Raw genomic sequence first — 22,438 nt, forward strand, 5'->3', positions numbered from 1 at the left:
TTTATTTTTAGAGTATATGTAAGATTTATCCTTTATAGAGCGGATGAACAACAGAGTTTCTTTCGCTTAAAATTTCATCAATTGAAGGTTCCTTGGTAAATGCTCTTCTTATGGCTAATTTTGCAGCTTCATAGTTATTTCTGTATATTTTATCATTGTCTTCAGCACCAGGATGTATAAAGACACTGCAGACTATGCAAATATCTTCCACTGCATCTTCAGGAATGGTTTCTTCTTCCACACATTCTGCAACAGCCATTGCCACACCTTTTTGTGCAGGTCCGAATATCCTCAAAACATCACCCTTTCTTCTAAGTGAAACCTTAGGAGATATCAGTGTCACGGGTTTTGTTGTAAGATTAGGGGCTATAATTGCAAAAAGAGGAGTATGCTTGTCCATTTGATTTGCAAGAGCATTAGCAAATGCTTGCCCAACAGGACCTTCTTTATCACCTATTAAGAGATCTATATGTGCAACTTCTACTTTTTCTCCAAACCGTGCTTCTCCAATTAAATACATGGTACTACCTCTCATTTATTTTATGTATTTAATGGAATTTAATATTTTTTAAGATTATTTTCTTAATAAACTCTAAAATCAGTTCTGATTCTGTTAATTAAATTAAAAAAGAAAGAAGGTTAAAAAAAAGTAGTTTAAAAATAAAAAGTTACATGCCCTGTAAACTCATATCGAGCATTCTTTTGGTTTCATCTGCAAGTTCTTGAGGCAGCCCTGTAATGTCCATGCTTAAGAACCCTCTTACAATCATAGAAGCAGCTTCTTCTTCTGTAAGTCCTCTGGACATTAGGTATAATACTTCTTCTTCTGCTATTTTACCTACTGCAGCTTCGTGAGATAGTTCTAAATCTCGGGCACTACCTTCCAGTTCTGGAACTGCATATATCATAGAATCATCAGATAAAACAAGGCCATGACATTCTAAGTGTCCTTTTGTATCATGCATTCTACCTGCTAGATGTCCTCTGGCATAAACTTGAGAATTATCCTTGGAAACTGCCCGTGAAATCATTTCTGTGCTTGATCCTTCCCCTTCTAGATAAACACGTGATCCCATGTCTAATATGGAGTCTTTTTGGCCTCCGAGAATTGACTGGAATAAAACTTTAGAATTTTTACCGCTGCAGTAAGCTGTTGGATAAGATTGAATACTTCTAACGGGGCTTGTAAGGATATAATTGCTTATATAAGTCGAATCATCTCCACACATGACTCCTGTTCTTGGGCGTACATCTACTTGTTCTGCCCAGTTGTGTACCATTGTAAATGTAATTTTAGATCCTGGTTTAAGATAAAATTCTGAAACTCCTACGTGAAGTGCAGAGCTTACGTCTTCTCCAGTGGCACAGCCAGTTATAATATGCAGTTCAGAATTTTCTTCTGCAATGATTATGTTGTGGGCGGTCTGCATTACCTTTTCATCACCGATGAACATACATGCCTGTAATGGGAATACTTCTTTAGAACCCGGTAAAGATCTTATGAAATAACCGCTGCTTCCTTCTTCTGATTCTCTTATTGCGGTTTGTGCAGTATATTTATCTGCATCAGGAGCTACAGCTTTCCACATGTAATCTTTAAGCCATCCATATTTGTCTAGCGCCACATTCATTCCCATTATTTCAACACTTTCAGAAGGAGATGCGTTATAGATTCCACTCTGGTCCATCTGTATAAATGTACCTGAACGCTCTTTTTCAGTGGTGTCTACTCCTACTTTAAGTAATGTATCCTGGACCTTTTTGGGAATTTCAACAGCTCTTTCTACGCGTTCGTGTTCCCCTGCTTCTTCTTTTATAAATTTTTCAAGATCTATATCTTCCCCATAAAGAGCTTTCTTTTCATGGGCTTTTTGGGCACGTTCTAGTGGAGTTTGCAACATTCAACACATCCTTTAAATCCTTCTTTTCTAATGTCTTCTAAAACTTCAGTGGGATTCCCTGAACAGGCTATTTTACCATCCATAAGTACGTGGGCAGTATCTGCACCTACAAAATTGAGAATGTAACCTAAATGAGTTATTAAAAGTCCTGATTTTTTCCTCATGCCTGGTTTTTTGTCTTTATCCAGGAGAGTATTTATTTCTTCAGCCAGAAGCTCTACATTTTCAATGTCCACACCAGAGTCAGGTTCATCGAACATGATAAAGTCTGGTTGTTGAGCAAGGAGCTGTAAGATTTCGGACCGTTTTACTTCTCCTCCTGAAAATCCTAAATTAACATCTCTTTCTAAGAATCTCTGGTCAAGTTTAAGTTTAGTGGCAAGATCCTTCATTTCAGGACTTAATTCTTCACCACTTTCCCCGTGTTCAATTTTAAGGAGATCGTTAAGTTTAACTCCTCTTATGGCTGGTGGATTTTGAAAACTTACACCTATGCCTCTCCTTACACGTTCTGTAGTGGTTAAATTGGTTATATCTTCACCTTTAAAGATAATTTCTCCTCGTGTTATGTCGTACTTAGGAAATCCAAGTAAGCTCATAAACAACGTACTTTTACCAGACCCATTTGGTCCTAAGAGCACATGGGTTTCTCCTTCTTTAATATAAAGATCGATATCGCTTAGTATTTCTTTTCCATTTACTTCAACAGCTAGATCAGTTATTTCAAGTAGCAGTTTCACCACCACCGTTTTTAATTTGATTATGCTCGAAAATTCCCTCAAAAAATTTTCGATTTTTTGGGGCATGTGAAAAATCTGTCAAAATCTCTGATTTTGACGTTGAAGGAAATCATTGATTTCCTGAACCGCAAAATTAAAAATTTTGCAGGCCACAAAAACGAAGTTTTTGTCAGCTTTGATTTTTTACGGTTGTGGAACTATGTTCACAAACATCGAAAATCGAAGATTTTCGAAAGCTGTCAAAAATTCAGAGAATTTTGCAGCATCAAAAACCACAGGTTTTTACATGCTTTGAATTTTCGGCCCCCTAAACACATAGTGTTTAAGGCTATTTTATTTTTTTAAATTAAATTAATCTTTTTGTAACTCATTTTGGATATATCTGATGTTATATATAAATTAACTATCGTTAATAGTATTCCCTGAAAACTTGATATGATACCAACTGATCTCGTGATATTATTACATATGGGTGAAACTTGAAAAATAAATGTAAAAAATTCTAATAATGAGCATATGTAGTTGTAAAAGTAATAGAGTACATACAAATAATTTTCTACAGTAGAAGGCCAGCTTAATAAATTTTAGTTTTTTTAAGAAATATGGATTTAATGTTACTTTATATGGAATTTAGAAGATTATAATGGATAATTAGAGTAATCATGGTTCGCACTGGCATTTCTAAGAAAACAAAGATTCATGTTATTATATATAAACTTTTCGAAATTGTCTTAGAAGTAACCTTTATAATTAGTGTCTTTATATCCATATAACGTACAGTAATAGTACACTAATTAGTACATTGAGAAACGCAAGGAGGAAACTCTATGGCTGAGGATGATATAAAAATCGTTATGTTTTGTTGTAACTGGTGTTCCTACGGTGGAGCAGACACAGCAGGTACCGCAAGGATGCAATATCCTCCGAACATACGTGTAATTAGAGTGATGTGTTCAGGACGTATAGAACCACAATTTGTTCTTAAAGCATTCAAAGAAGGTGCAGACGGTGTCATAATCGCAGGATGTCACCATGGTGACTGCCACTATGACGCAGGAAACTACAAATTAGATAGAAGAATGAGATTAATTTACAAATTAGTAGATGATCTAGGAATTGGAAGAGACAGAGTATACCACGACTGGATTTCCGCATCAGAAGGAGAAAAATTCGCAGAAACAGTTAAAATGATGGTAGCTCGTATCAAGAATCTAGGACCATCACCGCTTAAAGCACAGTTAGAAGAAGTTGAAGAAGCGGAGGCATAATCATGGCAGAAGAAGGTCAAAAAGTCAAAATATTAACAACATGGCTCTCAGGATGTTCCGGCTGTCACTTAGCGCTTGCAGATATAAACGAAGCACTTATAGACGTTATGGAACTTGCTGATTTTGAACACAGCCCTGTTTTAATGGATGTAAAATATGATGAAATTCCAGAAGTAAACGTTGCTCTCGTCGAAGGAGGAATCCGAAACGACGAAAACCATGAAATGGCTGAAAAAATCAGAGAAAAAGCTGATTTCGTCATAGCATATGGTACATGCGCAGTATATGGAGGAATTCCAGGGCTCGGAAACTTATGTACCAACGAAGAGCTCTTAAACGAAGCTTACATAACCTGTCCAAGTAACGTAAACCCAGAAGGGGTCTTACCATCTGAAGATGTACCTACCTTTGAAAGCAGGGTAAGGCCACTTGGCGATGTTATAAAAGTAGATTTAAACTTACCAGGATGCCCACCAAGATCTGACATTGTTGCACAAGCAGTTATGTCTTTACTCAAAGGTGAACCTCTTGAATTACCAGCAACAAACCTCTGTGAAGTTTGTCCAAGAGAAAAACCACCTGAAGGACTGGCAATGGAAGAAATTAAAAGGCAGTTCGAACTTGGAAAACCAGAAGAAGACGTATGTTTAGTAACTCAGGGATTAGTCTGTATGGGACCTGCAACAGTTTCACTCTGTGGAGCAGAATGCCCAAGTATAGCTGTACCTTGTAGAGGTTGCTACGGACCAACTGGAAATGTAGTTGACCAGGGTGCAAAAATGATCAGTGCGATTGGGTCTGACTTCGGTGTTGAATCTGATAAAACTATTGATCCAGAAACAGTTGCAGATCAGCTTGACGATGTAGTTGGAACTTTCTACACATTCACACTTCCAGCTTCATTAGTACCTATGAGAATGAGGAAACAGGAGGGTAAATAGATGGTTAAATTAACACTTGAACCTGTAACAAGAATTGAAGGTCACGCTAAAATTACCGTACAACTCGACGATGCAGGAAACGTTCAAGATACCAAACTCCACGTTATGGAATTCCGTGGATTTGAAAAATTCTTACAAGGAAGACAAATTGAAGACGTACCAAGGATAGTACCAAGGATCTGTGGTATATGTGATGTACAGCACCACCTTGCAGCTACCAAAGCTGTTGACGGTATCTTTGGTTTCACTCAGGATGATGTTCTCCCAGCAGCATACAAAATGAGGGAACTCATGAACTGGGGTTCATACATGCACTCCCACGCACTTCACTTCTACTTCCTCGCAGCTCCTGACTTTATAGCAGGAAAAGACAGGAAAACAAGAAACGTTTTCCAGATCATTAAAGATGCACCTGAATTAGCTTTACAGGCAATAGAACTCAGGAAAAACGCTCTTTCAATAGTCAAAGCTACTGGTGGAAGACCAATTCACCCAACATCAAACTTACCTGGTGGAATATCCACAGAGCTTGATGATGAAACTCAAAAAGACTTACTGGCAAAAGCTCAAAGAAACGTTGAATTAGCAGACGCTACAATCCAGACTGCAATTCCAATCTTTGAAGAAAACTTAGACCTTGTTAAAGAACTTGGTTACGTTAAAACTTACCACACAGGTCTTGTAAACGACGGTGTATGGGATGTTTACCACGGTGATGTAAGAGTTAAAGATGCAGAAGGTAACCCTTACGCAGAATTTGCTCCTGAAAATTACCTGGACTACATCGCAGAAAAAACAAAACCATACTCCTACCTGAAATTCCCATACCTGAAAGATTTAGGTTACCCAGAAGGTATCTACAGAGTTGCACCTCTCTCAAGGTTAAACGTTGTAGACAAAATGCCTGATGCTGCACCTAAAGCTCAAGATTACCTCAACGAATTCAGAAAAACATTCGGCTACGCTCAGGAACCACTTTTATTCCACTGGGCAAGACTCATAGAGTTACTCGCATGTGCTGAACTCGCTGCTGATACTTTAGATCAGGATTTATCCGGACAAAAATGGCAAGACTCTCTTGAGAAAACAGCTGGTGAAGGTATAGGAATTGTTGAAGCACCAAGGGGAACTTTAACTCACCACTATGCTGCAGATGAAAATGGACTTGTCACTAAAGCAAACATAGTAGTTGCAACCATCCAGAACAACCCATCCATGGAAATGGGTATCCAGAAAGTTGCTAAAGACTACATTAAACCTGGTGTAGAAGTAGATGACAGTATTTTCAACCTAATGGAGATGGTAATAAGAGCATACGACCCATGTCTATCCTGTGCAACCCACGAAATCGACAGTCAAATGAAACTTTCAACCCTTGAAGTATACGACAGTGAAGGACACTTAATAAACAAACTTTAAAACCATTTAAGGGTGAAAAAAAATGATAGTAGTAAACAAAGAAGGATGTATCAAGTGCGGAGCTTGTCAAGGTGTATGCCCAACAGAAGCAATCTCAGTAACACCTGAAGATGTTATTTTCTGTGATCTCTGTTCTGGCGAACCAAAATGTGTAGCAGCCTGTTCAACAGGTGCCCTCAAAGCAGAAGAAATGCCAATTGGGGACACTGGCAAAACTCAGACTCGCATAGTATTTAGTCCTTCAGCATGTAACCAGTGTGGTGACTGCGTAGATGTCTGCCCTCCAAATGTACTTAAAATGGATGAAGGAAAAGTCCAGACAACAATGCCTTTACACGGATTCTGTGTAATGTGCCAGAAATGTGTGGATGTTTGTCCAGTAGAAGTCATTGGTATAGAAGGGGTCAAAGAACCTAAAGTAATTGAAAAAGACATCACCGGACCTATATATGTTTCAGGCTGTGTTGGCTGTGGAATGTGTGTAGAAGAATGTCCAGTAGACGCTATTACCCTTTCTGAAACTGGGGAAGTAATCAACATTGATGAAGATGCATGTATAAAATGTGGAGTATGTTCTCAAACATGCCCATGGAATGCAGTTTACATTTCAGGTAAAGAACCAGTCAAAAGGACCAAAGATATAGTAGCATTTGATCTCAACAAAGATGCATGTATCGGATGTAATGTATGTGTCGAAGCATGTCCTGGTGACTTTATAGAAGCCAAGGCAGCAGACCTTTCAGTGGAACTTCCTGAAATCTGTGCAGCATGTGGACTCTGTGCAAAAATGTGCCCAGTTGAAGCAATTAATCTCGAAGTCGAACTCGGACCTGCAAAACCAGCATCAGAAGAAGGACTCGTTAGAAACGAAGAACTCTGTATACTGGACGGCAGCTGTGCCCCAGTATGTCCTACTGGAGCTATAAGAGTAGAACCAGGCGAATCTTACGAAATGTGTACAAGATGTGGAGCATGTGCATCAACATGTCCTACTGGAGCTCTTAGAGTAACACAGATCGACAAAGAAGTTAACGGCGAAATTGTTAAAAGGGATAGAATCGAATTCAGCCCATCCATTTGTGATGAATGCGGCGAATGTATCGAAGTATGCCCATACAACATGCTGGAACTCACAGGCGACAAGAAAATGCCAATCAAAGGGTACTGTGTACTCTGCGAAAAATGTGTTGAACACTGTCCAAACACAGCATTATCTATAAAATAAGAATGTTTTTTAAAGGTGGATTTATTCCACCCCACTCATTTATTTTTAAATATTAAATTCGTGTTTTTTCTAATTTTTAATTCAATTCTAAAATAATTTAACTGAGCTTTTTTGGATTTAGATTTATGAAAATAATACACTTGAAAAATAAGTCCGATAATAATTCTTTTTATCTTTAACTTACATTAAGATACATAAATCTCATTAATTAACAAAAATTAAAAAGGTTTATCTAAAAAAAAGAATATATGGATTATACTTAAAAAATAAAGGATTATTCACTTAATTTAACATAAATGGCATGTTTGTCAAGGTCAATTTCAACTATTGTTCCATTAATGTCTTTTCTAGTGCCTAATATATCTGTAAGCCCTATGTTTTCACCATCAATTTTTATAAACAACGCATCTTCCATTATCTTATTGCCGTCGGTTGAGTAAACTGTTGATTCGCACATTTTATCACCACTCGTAGTTATATTTTTAATGTAATTTTTTATTTACTATTATACAATTTTTCCACTATTTTCAAAAACTTCTCCATTATCCATAACAACATTCCCACGGACTACTGTCATAACAGGCATGCCCTTAACTTTAAATCCTTTAAATGGAGAATATTTTGCCTTTGTCTTGAATTCATCAGGGTTTATTATACCTTCTTTTTTCATATCCACCACAACAAAGTCTGCATCCATTCCTTCTGCAATTTTGCCCTTATTTTTGAAGTTGAATATTTCAGCTGGCTTTTCGCATAAGAGCCTTTTAATATCTCCAAAAGTCATTTTATTTTGATTTACTTCAGTTAAAAGCAGCGGTAAAGTTGTTTCAAGATTGGGGATACCTGATGGAGCTTCCCATACTATTTTTTCTTTTTCAGGTATGGTGTGGGGGGCGTGATCGGTTCCTATTACGTCTATTTTCTCCAGTTCATTAACCCCTAAGGCATATTTTTTATCTCGAAGTGGGGGATTGGTTTTTGCAATGTTTCCACATTTTTTAAAATAAGATGCATCTAAAAGCAGATGATGAGGAGTTATCTCTGATGTAACTCTGCAGTTTTCGCCTTTAGCTTCTTGAATTATATCAAGAGATTTTTTAGTGCTCACATGGCAAATGTGGATGCTTGAGTTGAGCTGTTTTGCCAGGGATGTGGCTTTTAAAACTGCGATATCTTCTGCAAGAGGCGGCCGCGCATCTGCATAAATTTCAGGATCTATACTGCCGTTTGATTTCATTTTATCTGTGCATTCTTTCACTGTATCTTTATCTTCAGCGTGTACAGATATCAGATGATCTTCAGGTAACCTTTTAATTTCTGTAAAAATATCCAGCAGATGTTCATCGTCAATCAGGTCCATGTATATCTTAAATGAGGCAGGTTTAAGCTCCGCAATCTTTTTAATTTCGAGGGCATCATCTACACCAGCATGCAGCCCAAAATCAACAACACTCTTTTTCTCTGCTATTTTAAGCTTTTCAAGAAATTCTTTTTTAGTGTTGGTTGGAGGATTAGTATTTGGCATGTCCAGCACCGTCGTAAAACCTCCGCATGCTGCAGCAATTGATCCAGTTTTAAATGTTTCCTTTTCGGGAAATCCCGGGTCTCTAAAATGTACATGGGAATCTATAAGCCCGGGTAAAACTATATTTCTTTTAATATCTATTTCTTCTTCGCTTTTTGGAGCTATCTTTGTAATAGATACAATTTTACCATTTTCAATTCCTACAGAGCACTCTATATTTTCAGGGACAAGTTTACAGTTTTTAAGGCATAAATCAACCATTCTGGCACCTCATAAATATGAATACTAAATTTAATTTAAGTTAATTCTCCTTTTTAATAATTATAAGTTGAATCTTCCTTTTATCCTTCTATATTTTTCTATTAAATCTTTGATCTGTTCTTCAACATTTCTTTTAGGGCTGTACGGTAAAGCATCCCCATAAAAATTAATTTTTTCACTTTCCAATTTTTCAATGTTTTCATAAACCGTTTTTTTCCATAGATCAAGCCATCCATTTCCGGGTCTTGAATATGTGCTGATATCTGTTCCTAAATGTTCGTTCCATAGTTCTTGCCGGAATTTTTTTATAGTGCCTCTTTTTGGCTTATTAAAATCAAAAAATGATGCATTCATTTCCATATTAAGGTAATTTGTTGAACTATCATGGCTGCCAAATTCTTCAGCACAGCTGAGGGAAGAACCATCTAAATTAGAAGAGCCTATAGTTGCCCATATGTCATCCACGATTGCGACCTTACTGTGCACATAACAATGTCTCAATTTGTTCTTTCCATTTTGAAATCCGCCGGACCATAAGGAATATATGCCAATTCTAGGATGATCCAATACGGATTTTTCTAGATCCATTCCCATTAATTGGAAGCCATAATGTTGCCATGTTCTGTAGCTTGGAACATCCGGAACCTCATTAATCACCATAATTAACTGTAATTCCGGATTATGATCAAGGGCATTTTTTAAAGCGCTGACAATATATTTATTGGTAAAATATTGATTTTCAAGGTAAATAAAGTCTTCTGCATTAGTAATCGCTCTTCTATATGCTTCAAGAACTCCTCTTTCTCCTTTATCATTTACTGTACGTGGAGTAATTGATCTCACAATCTGAAGGGCTTCATTGTTATATTTAAACGCTTTATTTTGATTTATTATGTCATTTAAATCATTTTTGGACGTGTTTTCTAAATTTAAAGATTTATTTTTTAAAATTTTATCTTTACCATTGAAATGGAGATCTGAAAGATAATTCCAGAGCTCAATGAAAAATTCCTCAATATATCCTATCGCTTCACCATTTAAATATATTGAAACATCATGAACAGGGCCTTCATTTTTTTCTCCACGGCGGGGTTCATTAACTAAATGTTGGTTAGTATCCCAGTAAGCCTGACTAAAAGGAGAGCCCAAGATAAATGCTTCTTTTCCATCGACAACCATCACTTTAGCATGCATTGCATAAGGCCCTCTTGCAGGAAATCTCCTGACACTCACATTACTGTCTTTAAAATAGTTATGGAGTTCATCATAGTTATCTGGAATAACCATATTTTCATTTATTATAATTTTAACCTCAACACCTCTACTTTCAGCATCTAAAAGTTTATCGACAAGGGATTTATCCTTTTCATATGTTTCATCATCCTCCAATTTAAAAAATTTGGGGGTAAAATCTGGATAAAAAGCAAATTGAGTTAAATAAATATATGATTTAGCGTTATCTATTGAATTTACTATTTTTTTCAGTGTCTTTTCGTTATCTATTAAAGTTTCAAAACTATTATTAGTGGTAAGTCTGGATGGTGACGTATTTTCCAATGTAACGAACCATCCATCTATTCTACCCCGATTTATTACAGTGTCATCCATGTATTTTATGGTACTTTTCACATTTTCATGAATTTTTGTCTTTAAAATTTCAAATGCTCCCAGTTTATCTTTAATAATAACTCTTATATCCGGTTCTTTATCTGCAATTTCCCTGTATTTGTTTTGTGGATAAAGTATCGTGTAATATCCATCATCATCAGTAATTGTGTGCCCTAAAAGATCATCTTCTAAAAAGAAGAGCCCTTTATATTTGTCCTTTATGAATTGTAAAGAACCAGTTAAACCTATGTCTGAAGGTACAAATGATTTAACTTTAGATTCTACTAAACGCATAGCATTTAATTTTATTTTTCCAAAATCAACATCCTCTGCTACAACTGCTAATCCTGCTACTGGATTTCCTTTTTCGTCTATAACTCTGCCTTTAATGCCAATATTGCCCTTGTTTATTTCTAAATCTTCGAAATCGAGAATATATGGAGCATTTTCTCTTGATTTAGACATTATAATTTCATTATCTATAAGAATGTCTAGTTTTATATTTATTTTATCATATGATTCTGGTTCAGTATAGTATTTAATTTGAAAATTACCGTTAGTATCAGAAATAGATGATCCAAGTTCTTTATTTTTTAAAAATGAATATTCAGACGCTTTAGCTTTTAAATTAGCTAAAGGCTTCTTATTTTCATCAATTAGATGTCCATAAATCTTATTTTCTCGTGTGTTTTCCATAAAATCACTTATTATGTTTTTGATGTGTATGGATCCTCTAGTTCATTTTATCAATGCGTACAATTTGCTTGATAAATCGTTAATTGGCATATATATTAAATTGATCATTGGGAATAATTAATTTATCTTGAAGTTAGATAGATAATGGCATGCCTTCAAAACAGGAATTTGTCAGAGATTTTATAGAGCGGGATCGAAAACTCTTATTTGAGGATGTAAAAAAGAATCAGGAATACGTGGAGCATGAAAACGAATTTAAAATAATTGCAGACTTTACAGAATATTCTCCACTGCATATGGGTCACAGGCACTGCATGCTGAAGGCAAAGGAAAAAGTTGAGAATGGAATCTTTGTTGCAGTAGTTCCAGGGCTATTTGAGCGAAGCGGCAGGGGGCTGCCATATATCATGTCACGCCATGCAAGGGCGGATTCTGCGGTGGCCGTTGGGGCAGATGTAGTCATAGAAGGCCCTCCAATGGGTATAATGGGTTCTGGTCAATATTCGTTATGTCTTGCAAAGACTTTTAAAGCATTGAATGCAGATTATATTCCTAGGGGTTATAAACCGGTTCAAGGTTTTCAAGAGATACTCCATAGAATCTCAGATGGAAAAGGAGTAGCTCCAAAACCCTACAAAATAATTGATATGGATACAAAAGAGGTTTTAATTAAGGGTAAACTTCATGAAGATAATTATGTCATTGTATCTCTTTCAAGGTCCCTTAAAAAGATAAATTTTGATTTCAAAGATAAATTCATCTTCGTACCACGTATTGAAGGAGTGAGTGGCACTAAAATTAGAGAAGCTGTTTTAAAAAGAAATTTAAGTTCTGTTGAAGATATGCTGCCCCCTGAAACTATTGAAGTTTTAAACAGGGAAATGGCACGTGAAAGGGCTCCCCTTCATAACTGTCGAGATGAAGAAGGCATAATTGAACTTGTAAATGAAGGATCAGGAGAATATTTAAAATCGCTTGCACTTTTAGATGATAAAACTGTAGAAAACCTCATAAAAAACAGGCCGTTTAAAAATATGGCTGATATAGAAGAATGTATTTCATGGGGTTTCAGCAGGCACTATAAAAATAGAATTTTATCATCTCTGGAAGCAAGAATAGATAAAAAAACAGTATCCTCATATATTGATAAGTATCCATCCGTTATCCGCGTGTTAAACTTTAAGGATAAGGACACACTTAAAAATTTTAAAAATAATATACCCACAAGGAGGATAGAAATATGGCAATCAAAGAAGGAGATTTTATAAGGCTTAAATACACTGGAAAAGTTCAGGAAACCGGTGATATATTTGATACAACAAGTGAAGAAGTAGCTGAAGAAGCAGGACTTGTCACTGAAAACAAAACATTCGGTCCAATCCCAATCGCTGTAGGAGTAGGACACGTATTAAAAGGTCTTGACAAAGGTTTAGTTGGCATGGAAGTAGGTGAAGCTAAATCAATCGAAGTACCTCCAGAAGAAGGATTTGGAGTAAGGGACCCAAAATTAACACAGCTTATACCAATGAGTGAGTTCAAAAAACAGAACATTAGACCTCAAAAAGGTATGAATATCACATTAGAAGGACACAACGGTAAAATAAGGAGCATAAGTGGTGGAAGAGTAACCGTAGACTTCAACCATGAATTTGCTGGAAAAACATTAGTATATGACGTGGAAGTTGAAAAAATAATCGAAGACGACACTGAAAAAGTATACGGAATCATAGAGCTCCAGTACCCTAACCCAAATATAAAACCTGAAGACCATGAAGTAAAAATGGAAGACGGAAAAGTAATGATCTACCTCAATGAAATGGCTAAATTCGACAACCAGATCACCTACGCAAAATTCAGGATTGCAAGGGATATATGGGACAATATGGGCATAGACAGGGTCGAATTTGTGGATGTATTTGAGAAAAAAGTAAACACTGCAGAAGAAAAAGAAGAAGAAACTGAAGCAGAAGAATAATTTCTCTGCTTTAAAGTTCAATAATTTCTTTTATTTTTTATTATAAATTTTATATATAATTTTTTAAGTCCATTACTTGATGGATTCTTTTAATTTTTTTTTAAAAGTGTAATTATAGTTTTTATTTATAGTTTGATCTTTATATTCCTCACTTTTGATGTAAAAATCGATAAAGGTAAATATTAATTTTTATATAATACTAATTATAAAATTTTTAATAATAGGAGATTTTTTTATGGCCAAAAAACTTTTTATAGGTTTAATCGTCATCATAATTTCAATATTAAGTGTTTCAGGATACGCTATGTCACAAACTGGTGGAACTACTCCTTCATTAAAGACTAACAACAGTAATTTGATTCCAGCAGCAGCTATGGAAAATAACAATTATATATCTTCTCCCAAAAGAGAAATATGTGGTGCATGTGCAGGTACCGGATGGTGTCGGCAGGATATGTGCTTGAAATGTAATGGAACGGGTGTTCTAGTTTGTAAAGCATGTAATGGGACTGGCGAATGTAAAAATGGAACTATCTGTCCCTACTGCCATGGAACTGGTGAGATTATCTGCCCTGCATGCCATGGAACTGGTGGAACCCGATGTAAATTCTGCGGCGGCGACGGTTACTACGATCCGCAAAATGGAGATAAGAAAGCTTAGAAACTGGTTATTCGCAAAAAATAGTAGTAATTGGTGTTAGGTACTTGTTCTTAGACTTTAATTAGAGATAATCAGCGATTTTTCTTTTTAAATTTTCGAGCACTCATTTCTTTTCTCTTTTTAACCGCATTTTTCCTGTTTAATCTATCTCTAATTGTGATAGATAGCAATATGACTACAACCACTGCTGTAAAAAATCCTACTATTAATGTTTTTAGATTGATCATTGCTATTTTAAACTTAAATAAGGGATGTAGATTTTTAGGTAAAAAAGAAGAAAAAAATAGAATGTTTAAGGCCAGGTAAGTATTTTTGGCACTTTAACTTTTTTAAACCTTTTTCTAACATCTTCAGGCCAGTTTTCAGGGTCGAAACCTTTCTGTGCAAGGAAACCAAACACAATACGGGTTAAACCAATACCTGTACATCCGGTCCATACTCCGTGGTTGTGGGTTTCTTTTATTGAAAATCCTTCCACAAAGTGGGTTCCGTGGATGTTTGCAGATACGATTGCAACTCCTTTCTCTTGACCCGGCACATTGAGTCTCATTTCTTTTTTAGGAATATCTGGGAATTCAATTCCGCGGTTTTCAACTTTTCTGCCTTCAAGGTAGAACGGATCGTCCCCTACTTCTGTGTACCAATCAAGTTCCAGATCATCAGCGATCTGATGGGAAATTTCAACGGTTTGATCCCTTATTTCATTACACTGCTCAGGTGTTCCAAGCCATACAAGTTCTATACGCTGGAATTCGTGGACTCTATCCAGACCTTTAGCTCCCCCACCTTCCCAACGGTATGTCCAACCGCTCCTGTCAAAGAATTTAATTGGGAGGTCCTTTTCATCCACAACCTGGTGGCTTAAAAATTCATAGAACGGCTCACACTGTGCTGGGGCCAGTACATAAGAAGGATCCTTTAAACCTTCCTTCAAGAGGTCAATTGGGACTTCACGTTTGATTTCAAGCTCACTGCGGAATTTATCAAATACTTCTGGGTCTCTTTTTGGCGCGGAACAGTAGTACATCCCTTCAGGAAGACCTTCTAAGTATTTCATCTTTTCCATCACTGGAATTGGAATGAGTTTTGGAAACAGACATTCCTCAAAATCAAGCTTTTCAATGAGTTTTTCTACAAATATCTCTTCTAATGCATGCTGAAGCGCCACAAGCGGTGGTGCGTAGAACCACTGACCTTTGCCCGGGAATTTTTTAACCCATCCAAGTCTAGCAGCTTCTTCAGTCGGGTCTCCTTCAAAGAAATATTTCTGCATGCAACTTTTTCCTAAAATTGTGCCTGGCTCAACTTTAGTCACCTGCTTGGTGAGTATGTCTGAAGGGCCGCATTCTGCTTCAGGAATGGAACTTGCAATGGCACCTGTCACGTGTTTAATAACCCTATCAATGGTGTGGTTTCTTAAGTCCCCTTCTTCCAGATCTTTAAATTCGAGAACTACTTCATCCTCTTTAACTTCGTAGTTGTCCACATAAGGAACATCTTTCAGATCTACTTTTTCTTCAGTGGGTATCTCAATTTTATAATAATTTACAATTATTTTTCGCACACCTAAACGGTACTGCTTACCTAAAAGTTGAGTGAGTGGTTTTTTAACACGTAATAATGCATCATGTGCTCTTCCACGTCTCCCAGATGCCATTTCAACCTTCAAAGTGTTTCCAATTAAATCCCAGTTTACTATCTGGGATGCGTCCTGTTTCTGCTCTTCTGGTACTCCTTTTAAGAATATTTCATTATTAGCGTGGTTTATAAATTCTCCTATATCGTTACGTGCATCTTCTGCTTCTTTACTGAATACTATTTCTCCTTTAAGAGTGAATTTCATGTAATTTCACCTTTTTAAAAACTGTAATTATAAATAAAATATAAATTATGTTTTATTTTTAGATTATTTAGTTTCTTCTTTTGTAAAATCAATCACTTTTTCGGCCATCATCTCGCAAAAAAGAATATCATCTACCGTTGCAAGAGTAGTTCGAAGTGATTCTGAATCTAATTTACATATAAGACTGTTATTTTCAACATGTGATTCAATAAAACCCATATTGTCTGGTTTAAGTGATCCTAAAGCTATTTTGGCTTCTTCTCCTGTTTCATACGTGAAAATAACCGTAGATTCAATTTGCATATTTTACCTTCTAACTTAACTTAAAATAATTTCTGCAATTTTTGCTATTGATTTAAAAGCTGCCGAGTCAGGATACTTAGCAAGGGGATGTCCTTCCATATCTGCCCTTATAACTTCTTCGTCCCTTGGAATAGTGCCAATAACTTCAAGCCCGAGTTCTTTAATTTTTTGAGTTGCAAAGTTTTCTTCTGTTTCATTGGACACTTTATTTATAACACATGCAAGTTTGGGGATACCAATATCACTTGCAAGTTTTTTAATCCTTGCTGCAGTTTCAATGGATTTAAGTCCTGGTTCAACAACGATGATCATTAAATCAACTGCTTCAGCAGTTTTTCTACCAAGATGTTCTATCCCTGCTTCCATGTCAAGTATAATAAATTCATCTTTTTTAAGAATCAAATTTCGCATAAGTGCTTTAAGAAGCACAGATGCAGGGCAGATACAGCCTTCGCCTCCCTTGTCAATGGTACCCATTACAAGGAGTTTTAAATTGCCTTCATTGTCATAATTTATAGATAAAGATTCTGGAAGGTCGCTTATCTTTGGGTTCATCTTAAAAACTTCTCCAAACGATGATCCAGATTCTGCACCTGTTCTTTCTTTTATAAGATCCTTCATCTTGGATATTGGGGTGATTGGTTCCGTGATCCCAAGACTTGATGCAAGGTTCATGTCTGGATCTGCATCTATAGCGAATACTTTATAACGTTGTGACAATATACATGCTAATGTACCAGAAAGGGTTGTTTTACCGACCCCTCCTTTTCCAGTTATTGCAATTTTCATATAATTTCACCTATATACATGACCGTATATCAAAGGTAACTACTATTTCTTTATGTGATCATTGTATATATAGGATGGAAGATTTATTAAGTTATAGACCTAAGAAAGTTATAGAGGAGGATTATTAATGACTAGAGCATACACAAGAAAAGACTATATAAGAAAAATTCCTGGCTCCAGGATAGTTCAATATGATATGGGGAACCTTTCAGCAGAATTCCCTTTGACTGTAAGTCTGGCGGTTAAAAAACCGACACAATTATCTCACAATGCATTAGAAGCAGCAAGGATCGCTTCAAACAAGTATATGCAGCGAAGGGCAGGTAGAATGGGTTACCATCTTAAAATAAGGGTGTACCCACACCACATAGTGCGTGAAAACCCAATGGCAACCGGTGCAGGTGCTGACAGGGTTCAGGACGGTATGAGAAAAGCATTCGGAAAACCAGTAAGCTCCGTTGCAATTGTGGATGCCGGCCAAAAGATTATAACAATACACACAAACAAAAGATACTTCAAAGATGCAAAAATGGCATTAAAAAGAGCTGCAATGAAATTCCCTGTTCCATGTAGAATTGTTGTTGATAAGGGCGAAGAACTAATTAAATAGAAGAGTGTTTAGCATGAAGCTTGTCGAATTTTTTGAAGAACTAGGTAAAGAGGATGTGGATGTTGCAGGTGGAAAAGGTGCAAACCTGGGAGAATTAACAAATGCCGGAATTAATGTACCTCCGGGATTTGTTATAACCTCTGAAACCTACGATAAATTTATAAAAGAAACAGGTATCTTTGATGAAATAATGAGCATTCTTGATGCTATAGATGTAAATGATACAAAAGAACTTCAAGGAGCTTCAGCAAGGATAAAAGAAATAATAATGAAAGCGTATGTACCTGATGACATACGAACAACTATAATTGAAGCTTATAATGCATTATGCCAGAGAATTGGTAAAGAAAATGCATTTGTTGCAATAAGGTCTTCTGCAACAGCAGAAGATCTTCCTGAAGCTTCATTTGCTGGACAACAAGATACATTCTTAAATATTAGGGGCCCAGAAGATGTCTTGATTTATGTGCAGAAATGCTGGGCATCTTTATTCGAATCCCGAGCTATTTTTTACAGGGAAGAAAATAATTTTGATCATTCCAAAGTTTATATTGCAGTAGTTGTTCAGGAAATGGTTAATGCCGAAAAAGCAGGCGTGATGTTTACAGTTCACCCATCAACTGGTGAAGAACAAATACTACTTGAAGCTGCATGGGGACTCGGAGAAGCAGTAGTATCTGGTACTGTTACACCTGATACATATTGGGTGGATAAGAAAACAGGAAAGGTCTTTAACTGTAATATAAGTGAAAAGAACACCATGTTTACAAAGGATCCTGAGGCTGGAAAGACAGTACAACTGGACGTTCCAGAAGATCTTAAAAACAAAAGGGTTCTAAGCGATGAAGAAATTGCAGCACTTACCAAGCTTGGTGCAAGGATTCAGGAACACTATGATTTCCCACAGGACACTGAATGGGCAATGGAAAACGGAAGAGTTTTCATGCTCCAGTCCAGACCTATAACTACACTCGGAATGAACAATGGAACCGAAGCAAAAGAAGGTGCTGGAGAAGAAAGGACAATAATCACCAAAGGATTAGGTGCAAGTCCTGGAATGGCTTCAGGTACTGTTAAAATAGTAAAAGACACAGATGAACTGGATAAAGTAGGAAACGGTGACATACTGGTTACAATCATGACAACACCTGATATGGTCCCTGCCATGAAAAGGGCAAACGGAATCATAACTGATGAAGGTGGAGTGACCTGCCACGCAGCAATTGTTTCAAGGGAACTTGGAATATCCTGTGTTGTTGGAACCGGAGACGCAACAAAAATCCTTAAAGAAAACGAGATGGTAACTCTCGATGGAAATAAAGGAATAGTTTACAAGGGCAAATTTGAGGAAGCAGGGAAAAAAGAAGCTGCTGAAGAACAACCTGCAGCCGTTGCACAGGCACCTATTTTAACTGTTACGGAAGTTAAAGTCAATGTCAGTATGCCTGAAGCAGCTAAAAAAGCAGCTGCAACCGGTGCAGATGGAGTAGGGCTTCTCAGAACTGAACACATGATGTTAACCTCTGGAGTACACCCTAAAAAGTTCATAAATGATGGAAAAGAGGATGAACTCATAAAAATCCTTGTGGAAAATGTTTTAAAAGTTGCAGACGAATTCTATCCAAAACCAGTTTGGTACAGGACTCTCGACGCACCTACAGATGAATTCATTTCTCTGGAAGGTGGAGAAGGCGAACCATACGAACATAACCCTATGCTCGGATGGAGAGGTATAAGAAGAGAACTGGACGAGCCTGAAATATTAAGGGCTGAATTCAAAGCAATTAAGAAACTTCATGAACAGGGCTACACCAACATTGGAATAATGATACCTCTAGTTCAACATCCTGATGAACTCAGAAGAGCTAAACAAATAGCTGAAGAAGTTGGACTTAAACCTCAAAAAAATATTGAGTTCGGTATCATGGTTGAAACACCTGGGGCAGCTCTTATAATTGAAGATTTCATTGCTGAAGGGCTTGACTTTGTAAGCTTTGGAACAAACGACCTTACTCAGTACACACTTGCTATTGACAGGAACAACGAAAACGTTGCAAAACTTTACTCTGAAGGACATCCCGCAGTTTTAAAACTCTTAGTTCGCGTTATAAAAATCTGTAACGAAGCAGGAGTTAAAACCAGTATCTGCGGACAGGCAGGAAGCATGCCTAAAATAGTTGAAAAACTTGTAGAAGCTGGAATTGAAAGCGTATCTGCAAATACAGACGCAGTTGCAACTGTAAGGGAAACAGTAGCGAGAGTAGAAAAGAAACTTGTCTTAAAAGCTGCAAGAAAAATGATGAGTGAATAAACACTCATTTACTTATTTATTTTTTTTATAATTGGTTTGAATTTTTCAAAATTTAGTTATCTGAAAGACTTTAAGCATGAAAAATCGAAGCATTCGAAAAATTATAAATTTTTCGATGCATCGAAATCACAGATTTCGATAGCTTGCAAAAAACATAGTTTTTTGCGCTCCAAAAACCGAAGGTTTTTGAGAGATTTTTTTTAACTCAAAATCCAATAGAATTTTAGAAAATACTATTTGTATTTTGTAATATTTTCTCAACTTTAAATTATTCAAGGTAAAATTTAATATTTGAAAAACCATATGTTTTTTCACTTCAAAATCATATTTTAAAGTTTATATAACAATTATTTTTCAGGGAGTTAAAATGGATAAAAAAGGAATCACAAAACAGGAAATATCTGAAAAACTCAAAGAATTCAAAGAGGAGGACATGACCTACAGATCAGGAAGAATTTTAGGTTCAATGTGCACATGTCCTCATGAAGTTGGCCTTGAAGCATATAAAATGTTTTTAGAGTCTAATCTAGGTGATTCCGGTTTATTTAAAGGTACCCGGAAGATGGAGAAAGAAGTAATCCAGATGCTCGGAAACCTTCTTGGTAAAGAAGATGTCTGTGGGCATATTATAACTGGCGGCACTGAAGCAAACATAATGGCAATGAGGGCGGCAAGAAATTCAAGCAACATTAAAGATCCGGAGATAATAGTTCCTAAGTCTGCTCATTTTTCCTTTAAAAAGGCGGCAGATATGCTGTGCTTAAAACTCAGGGAAGCGGAACTTGATGAAAATTATAGGGTAGATGTAAATTCTGTAAAAGAGCTTATATCTGACAAGACTGTGGCAGTGGTTGGTATTGCAGGAACAACTGAACTTGGAGTAATTGATCCTATAGAAGAGCTTTCCAAACTGTGCCTGGAAGAAAATATTTACCTGCACGTTGATGCGGCATTTGGAGGATTTACAATTCCATTTTTAGGTCTTAGTGGTCGTAATCTTCCTAAATTTGATTTTTCGCTTGAAGGAGTTTCTTCTATTACTATAGACCCTCATAAAATGGGCCTTGCCCCAATTCCAACTGGTGGAATTATCTTTAGAGATAGGAGCTACCTTGAAAGCATAAGCACTGAAACACCTTACCTTACAGATAAGGAACAGTTTACAATTGTGGGTACAAGAACAGGTGCATCTACCGCCGCAACATGGGCACTGCTCAAATACTTTGGAAAAGATGGGTACTGTAAGATTGCAAAAGGATGTATGGAAGTCACAGAATACCTGGCGGAAGGAATCAAAAAATCAGGCTTTAACTTAATGGTTGAGCCTAAATTGAACCTTGTTGCATTTGATTCAAATGAAATAGAGATTGATACTATTGTAGATGAACTTAAAGAAGAGGGATGGGCAGTTTCAGTATCATCTTACCCTAGGGCCATAAGAATTGTTGTAATGCCTCATGTTAAGATGGAACATGTCAAAGAATTTACAGATGACCTATCTAAGATTCATGCAAAGCATGTTTTAAATGGCGTGCCTCAAGATGATGAAAGAGAGACGCATTTAAACTTAGTTGATAAAACACTACAGGGTAAATAAATGATCACAAAAATAATTAAAACTCCAGCAACTCATGATGTAATCAAGGATCTTAAAGTGGGAGACAGGATAGAAATACGCGGCAAAATCTACACCGGTAGGGATGCCGCACTCCCAAAATTGATTAGATCGATTAAAAACGGCGAAAAGCTAATTGATATCGAGGGTTCTGCTATAATGCACACTGCAGTAAGTGATGCTGGGATATCACCTACTACAAGTAACAAAGAAGAAATCGAGGAAAGTATTCCCTTTCTTTCAGAGGCAGGAGTAAAGATCCATATTGGAAAAGGGGGATTAAGCGAGGAAACAATTAAAGCACTTGATAAATGGGGGTCTATTTTTGTTGTAACCCCTCCTGCTGCCGCCCTTCTTACAAGTAAAGTGGTTTCAAAACAAGTGGTTGCATTTGAAGAAGAAGGAATGGAGGCAATTCACGAACTGGAAGTTAATGGGCTTCCGGGTATTGTTGCGATTGCGCATGGGGAGTCTATTTATTGAATATTTTTCCTGTTATAAATTACAAATCTCTTTTTTAAATTAAGACGAGGGTAATAATAAAAATTAAACAGTACAATTAATATTTTTTTAATATTTATGTTATAATTTGGTAATTTTAGTAATAATAAAAGTATTACTTTTTGATTAATATTATAAGAATTAAGGAGTAGTATTATGACTTAATTTCATTTAATTTTACCTTAATAAAATTATTTTTGTATTATATGAGTTTTAACTATTATTTATTTTAAATAAACATATAAT

At 36.3% G+C, this 22,438-nt stretch carries 20 protein-coding genes; 11 read left to right on the plus strand and 9 right to left on the minus strand.

Going from position 1 to position 22,438, the window contains the following annotated elements:
• Nucleotides 1–25: 25 nt before the first annotated feature.
• From fae to sufC, 3 genes are all read right to left on the minus strand, one after another.
• Complete coding sequence (gene fae, locus EJ01_RS08050) at nucleotides 26–520, minus strand: formaldehyde-activating enzyme (protein ID WP_048081862.1); 495 nt, start codon at nucleotides 518–520, stop codon at nucleotides 26–28.
• A gap of 148 nt (nucleotides 521–668) precedes the next feature.
• The gene (locus EJ01_RS08055; RefSeq protein ID WP_048081863.1) at nucleotides 669–1,901 is read right to left on the minus strand and encodes a SufB/SufD family protein; all 1,233 of its coding nucleotides are present in this window, start codon (nucleotides 1,899–1,901) and stop codon (nucleotides 669–671) included.
• Nucleotides 1,883–2,635: a Fe-S cluster assembly ATPase SufC gene (gene sufC / locus EJ01_RS08060; RefSeq protein WP_048081897.1), complete on the minus strand. Its 753-nt coding sequence runs from the start codon at nucleotides 2,633–2,635 to the stop codon at nucleotides 1,883–1,885. Before sufC ends, EJ01_RS08055 begins: the two co-directional genes overlap by 19 nt.
• An 833-nt stretch (nucleotides 2,636–3,468) precedes the next feature.
• On the opposite strand from sufC, the gene EJ01_RS08065 reads away from it, so the two are divergent.
• From EJ01_RS08065 to EJ01_RS08080, 4 genes are read left to right on the plus strand one after another with little or no spacing between them, the layout of a single operon-like run.
• Nucleotides 3,469–3,909, plus strand: coding sequence for a hydrogenase iron-sulfur subunit (locus tag EJ01_RS08065; RefSeq protein WP_048081864.1), 441 nt, complete (start codon nucleotides 3,469–3,471; stop codon nucleotides 3,907–3,909).
• A 2-nt stretch (nucleotides 3,910–3,911) separates the two neighbouring features.
• Nucleotides 3,912–4,850, plus strand: a complete 939-nt coding sequence (locus EJ01_RS08070; RefSeq protein ID WP_048081865.1) for an NADH-quinone oxidoreductase subunit B family protein — start codon at nucleotides 3,912–3,914, stop codon at nucleotides 4,848–4,850.
• Nucleotides 4,851–6,269 carry a F420-non-reducing hydrogenase subunit MvhA gene (gene mvhA, locus EJ01_RS08075; RefSeq protein WP_048081866.1) on the plus strand — a complete coding sequence of 473 codons (1,419 nt, stop codon included), beginning with the start codon at nucleotides 4,851–4,853 and terminating at the stop codon, nucleotides 6,267–6,269.
• 22 nt (nucleotides 6,270–6,291) lie between these two features.
• Nucleotides 6,292–7,494 (plus strand): 4Fe-4S binding protein, encoded by a 1,203-nt coding sequence (locus EJ01_RS08080; protein WP_048081867.1) that lies wholly within the window; start codon nucleotides 6,292–6,294, stop codon nucleotides 7,492–7,494.
• A gap of 274 nt (nucleotides 7,495–7,768) precedes the next feature.
• Here EJ01_RS08080 and EJ01_RS08085 read toward each other — a convergent pair whose 3' ends face one another.
• From EJ01_RS08085 to EJ01_RS08095, 3 genes are read right to left on the minus strand one after another with little or no spacing between them, the layout of a single operon-like run.
• Entirely contained in the window at nucleotides 7,769–7,951 is a 183-nt protein-coding gene (locus EJ01_RS08085; RefSeq protein ID WP_048081868.1) for a CooT family nickel-binding protein, read from the minus strand.
• 48 nt (nucleotides 7,952–7,999) lie between these two features.
• Nucleotides 8,000–9,280, minus strand: coding sequence for a dihydroorotase (locus EJ01_RS08090; RefSeq protein WP_048081869.1), 1,281 nt, complete (start codon nucleotides 9,278–9,280; stop codon nucleotides 8,000–8,002).
• A gap of 60 nt (nucleotides 9,281–9,340) precedes the next feature.
• Entirely contained in the window at nucleotides 9,341–11,584 is a 2,244-nt protein-coding gene (locus tag EJ01_RS08095; protein ID WP_048081870.1) for a phospholipase D-like domain-containing protein, read from the minus strand.
• Nucleotides 11,585–11,733: 149 nt separating this feature from the next.
• Between EJ01_RS08095 and EJ01_RS08100 the strand changes: the two genes are divergently transcribed.
• From EJ01_RS08100 to EJ01_RS08110, 3 genes are all read left to right on the plus strand, one after another.
• Nucleotides 11,734–12,852, plus strand: a complete 1,119-nt coding sequence (locus EJ01_RS08100) for a nucleotidyltransferase family protein (protein ID WP_048081871.1) — start codon at nucleotides 11,734–11,736, stop codon at nucleotides 12,850–12,852.
• Complete coding sequence (locus EJ01_RS08105) at nucleotides 12,825–13,559, plus strand: peptidylprolyl isomerase (RefSeq protein ID WP_048081872.1); 735 nt, start codon at nucleotides 12,825–12,827, stop codon at nucleotides 13,557–13,559. The genes EJ01_RS08100 and EJ01_RS08105 overlap by 28 nt, the downstream gene beginning before the upstream one ends.
• 235 nt (nucleotides 13,560–13,794) lie before the next feature.
• Nucleotides 13,795–14,220 (plus strand): hypothetical protein, encoded by a 426-nt coding sequence (locus EJ01_RS08110; protein ID WP_048081873.1) that lies wholly within the window; start codon nucleotides 13,795–13,797, stop codon nucleotides 14,218–14,220.
• Nucleotides 14,221–14,512: 292 nt separating this feature from the next.
• On the opposite strand, the gene serS is transcribed toward EJ01_RS08110, so the two are convergent.
• The 3 genes from serS to EJ01_RS08125 form a co-directional block, all read right to left on the minus strand.
• Entirely contained in the window at nucleotides 14,513–16,063 is a 1,551-nt protein-coding gene (serS, locus tag EJ01_RS08115) for a serine--tRNA ligase (RefSeq protein WP_048081874.1), read from the minus strand.
• A gap of 63 nt (nucleotides 16,064–16,126) precedes the next feature.
• The gene (locus EJ01_RS08120) at nucleotides 16,127–16,366 is read right to left on the minus strand and encodes a KEOPS complex subunit Pcc1 (RefSeq protein ID WP_048081875.1); all 240 of its coding nucleotides are present in this window, start codon (nucleotides 16,364–16,366) and stop codon (nucleotides 16,127–16,129) included.
• Nucleotides 16,367–16,381: 15 nt separating this feature from the next.
• On the minus strand, nucleotides 16,382–17,155 hold the full coding sequence (locus tag EJ01_RS08125; protein WP_048081876.1) for an ATP-binding protein: 774 nt from the start codon (nucleotides 17,153–17,155) through the stop codon (nucleotides 16,382–16,384).
• 127 nt (nucleotides 17,156–17,282) lie between these two features.
• On the opposite strand from EJ01_RS08125, the gene rplJ reads away from it, so the two are divergent.
• From rplJ to EJ01_RS08145, 4 genes are all read left to right on the plus strand, one after another.
• Complete coding sequence (gene rplJ, locus EJ01_RS08130; RefSeq protein ID WP_048081877.1) at nucleotides 17,283–17,765, plus strand: 50S ribosomal protein L16; 483 nt, start codon at nucleotides 17,283–17,285, stop codon at nucleotides 17,763–17,765.
• A gap of 13 nt (nucleotides 17,766–17,778) precedes the next feature.
• Complete coding sequence (gene ppsA / locus EJ01_RS08135; RefSeq protein ID WP_048081878.1) at nucleotides 17,779–20,076, plus strand: phosphoenolpyruvate synthase; 2,298 nt, start codon at nucleotides 17,779–17,781, stop codon at nucleotides 20,074–20,076.
• Nucleotides 20,077–20,443: 367 nt separating this feature from the next.
• On the plus strand, nucleotides 20,444–21,673 hold the full coding sequence (gene mfnA, locus EJ01_RS08140; protein WP_084689182.1) for a tyrosine decarboxylase MfnA: 1,230 nt from the start codon (nucleotides 20,444–20,446) through the stop codon (nucleotides 21,671–21,673).
• Nucleotides 21,674–22,174, plus strand: coding sequence for a fumarate hydratase C-terminal domain-containing protein (locus EJ01_RS08145; RefSeq protein WP_048081879.1), 501 nt, complete (start codon nucleotides 21,674–21,676; stop codon nucleotides 22,172–22,174).
• Nucleotides 22,175–22,438 lie beyond the last annotated feature (264 nt).

This window comes from Methanobacterium veterum, from assembly GCF_000745485.1.
In the GTDB taxonomy this organism is placed as follows: domain Archaea; phylum Methanobacteriota; class Methanobacteria; order Methanobacteriales; family Methanobacteriaceae; genus Methanobacterium_D; species Methanobacterium_D veterum.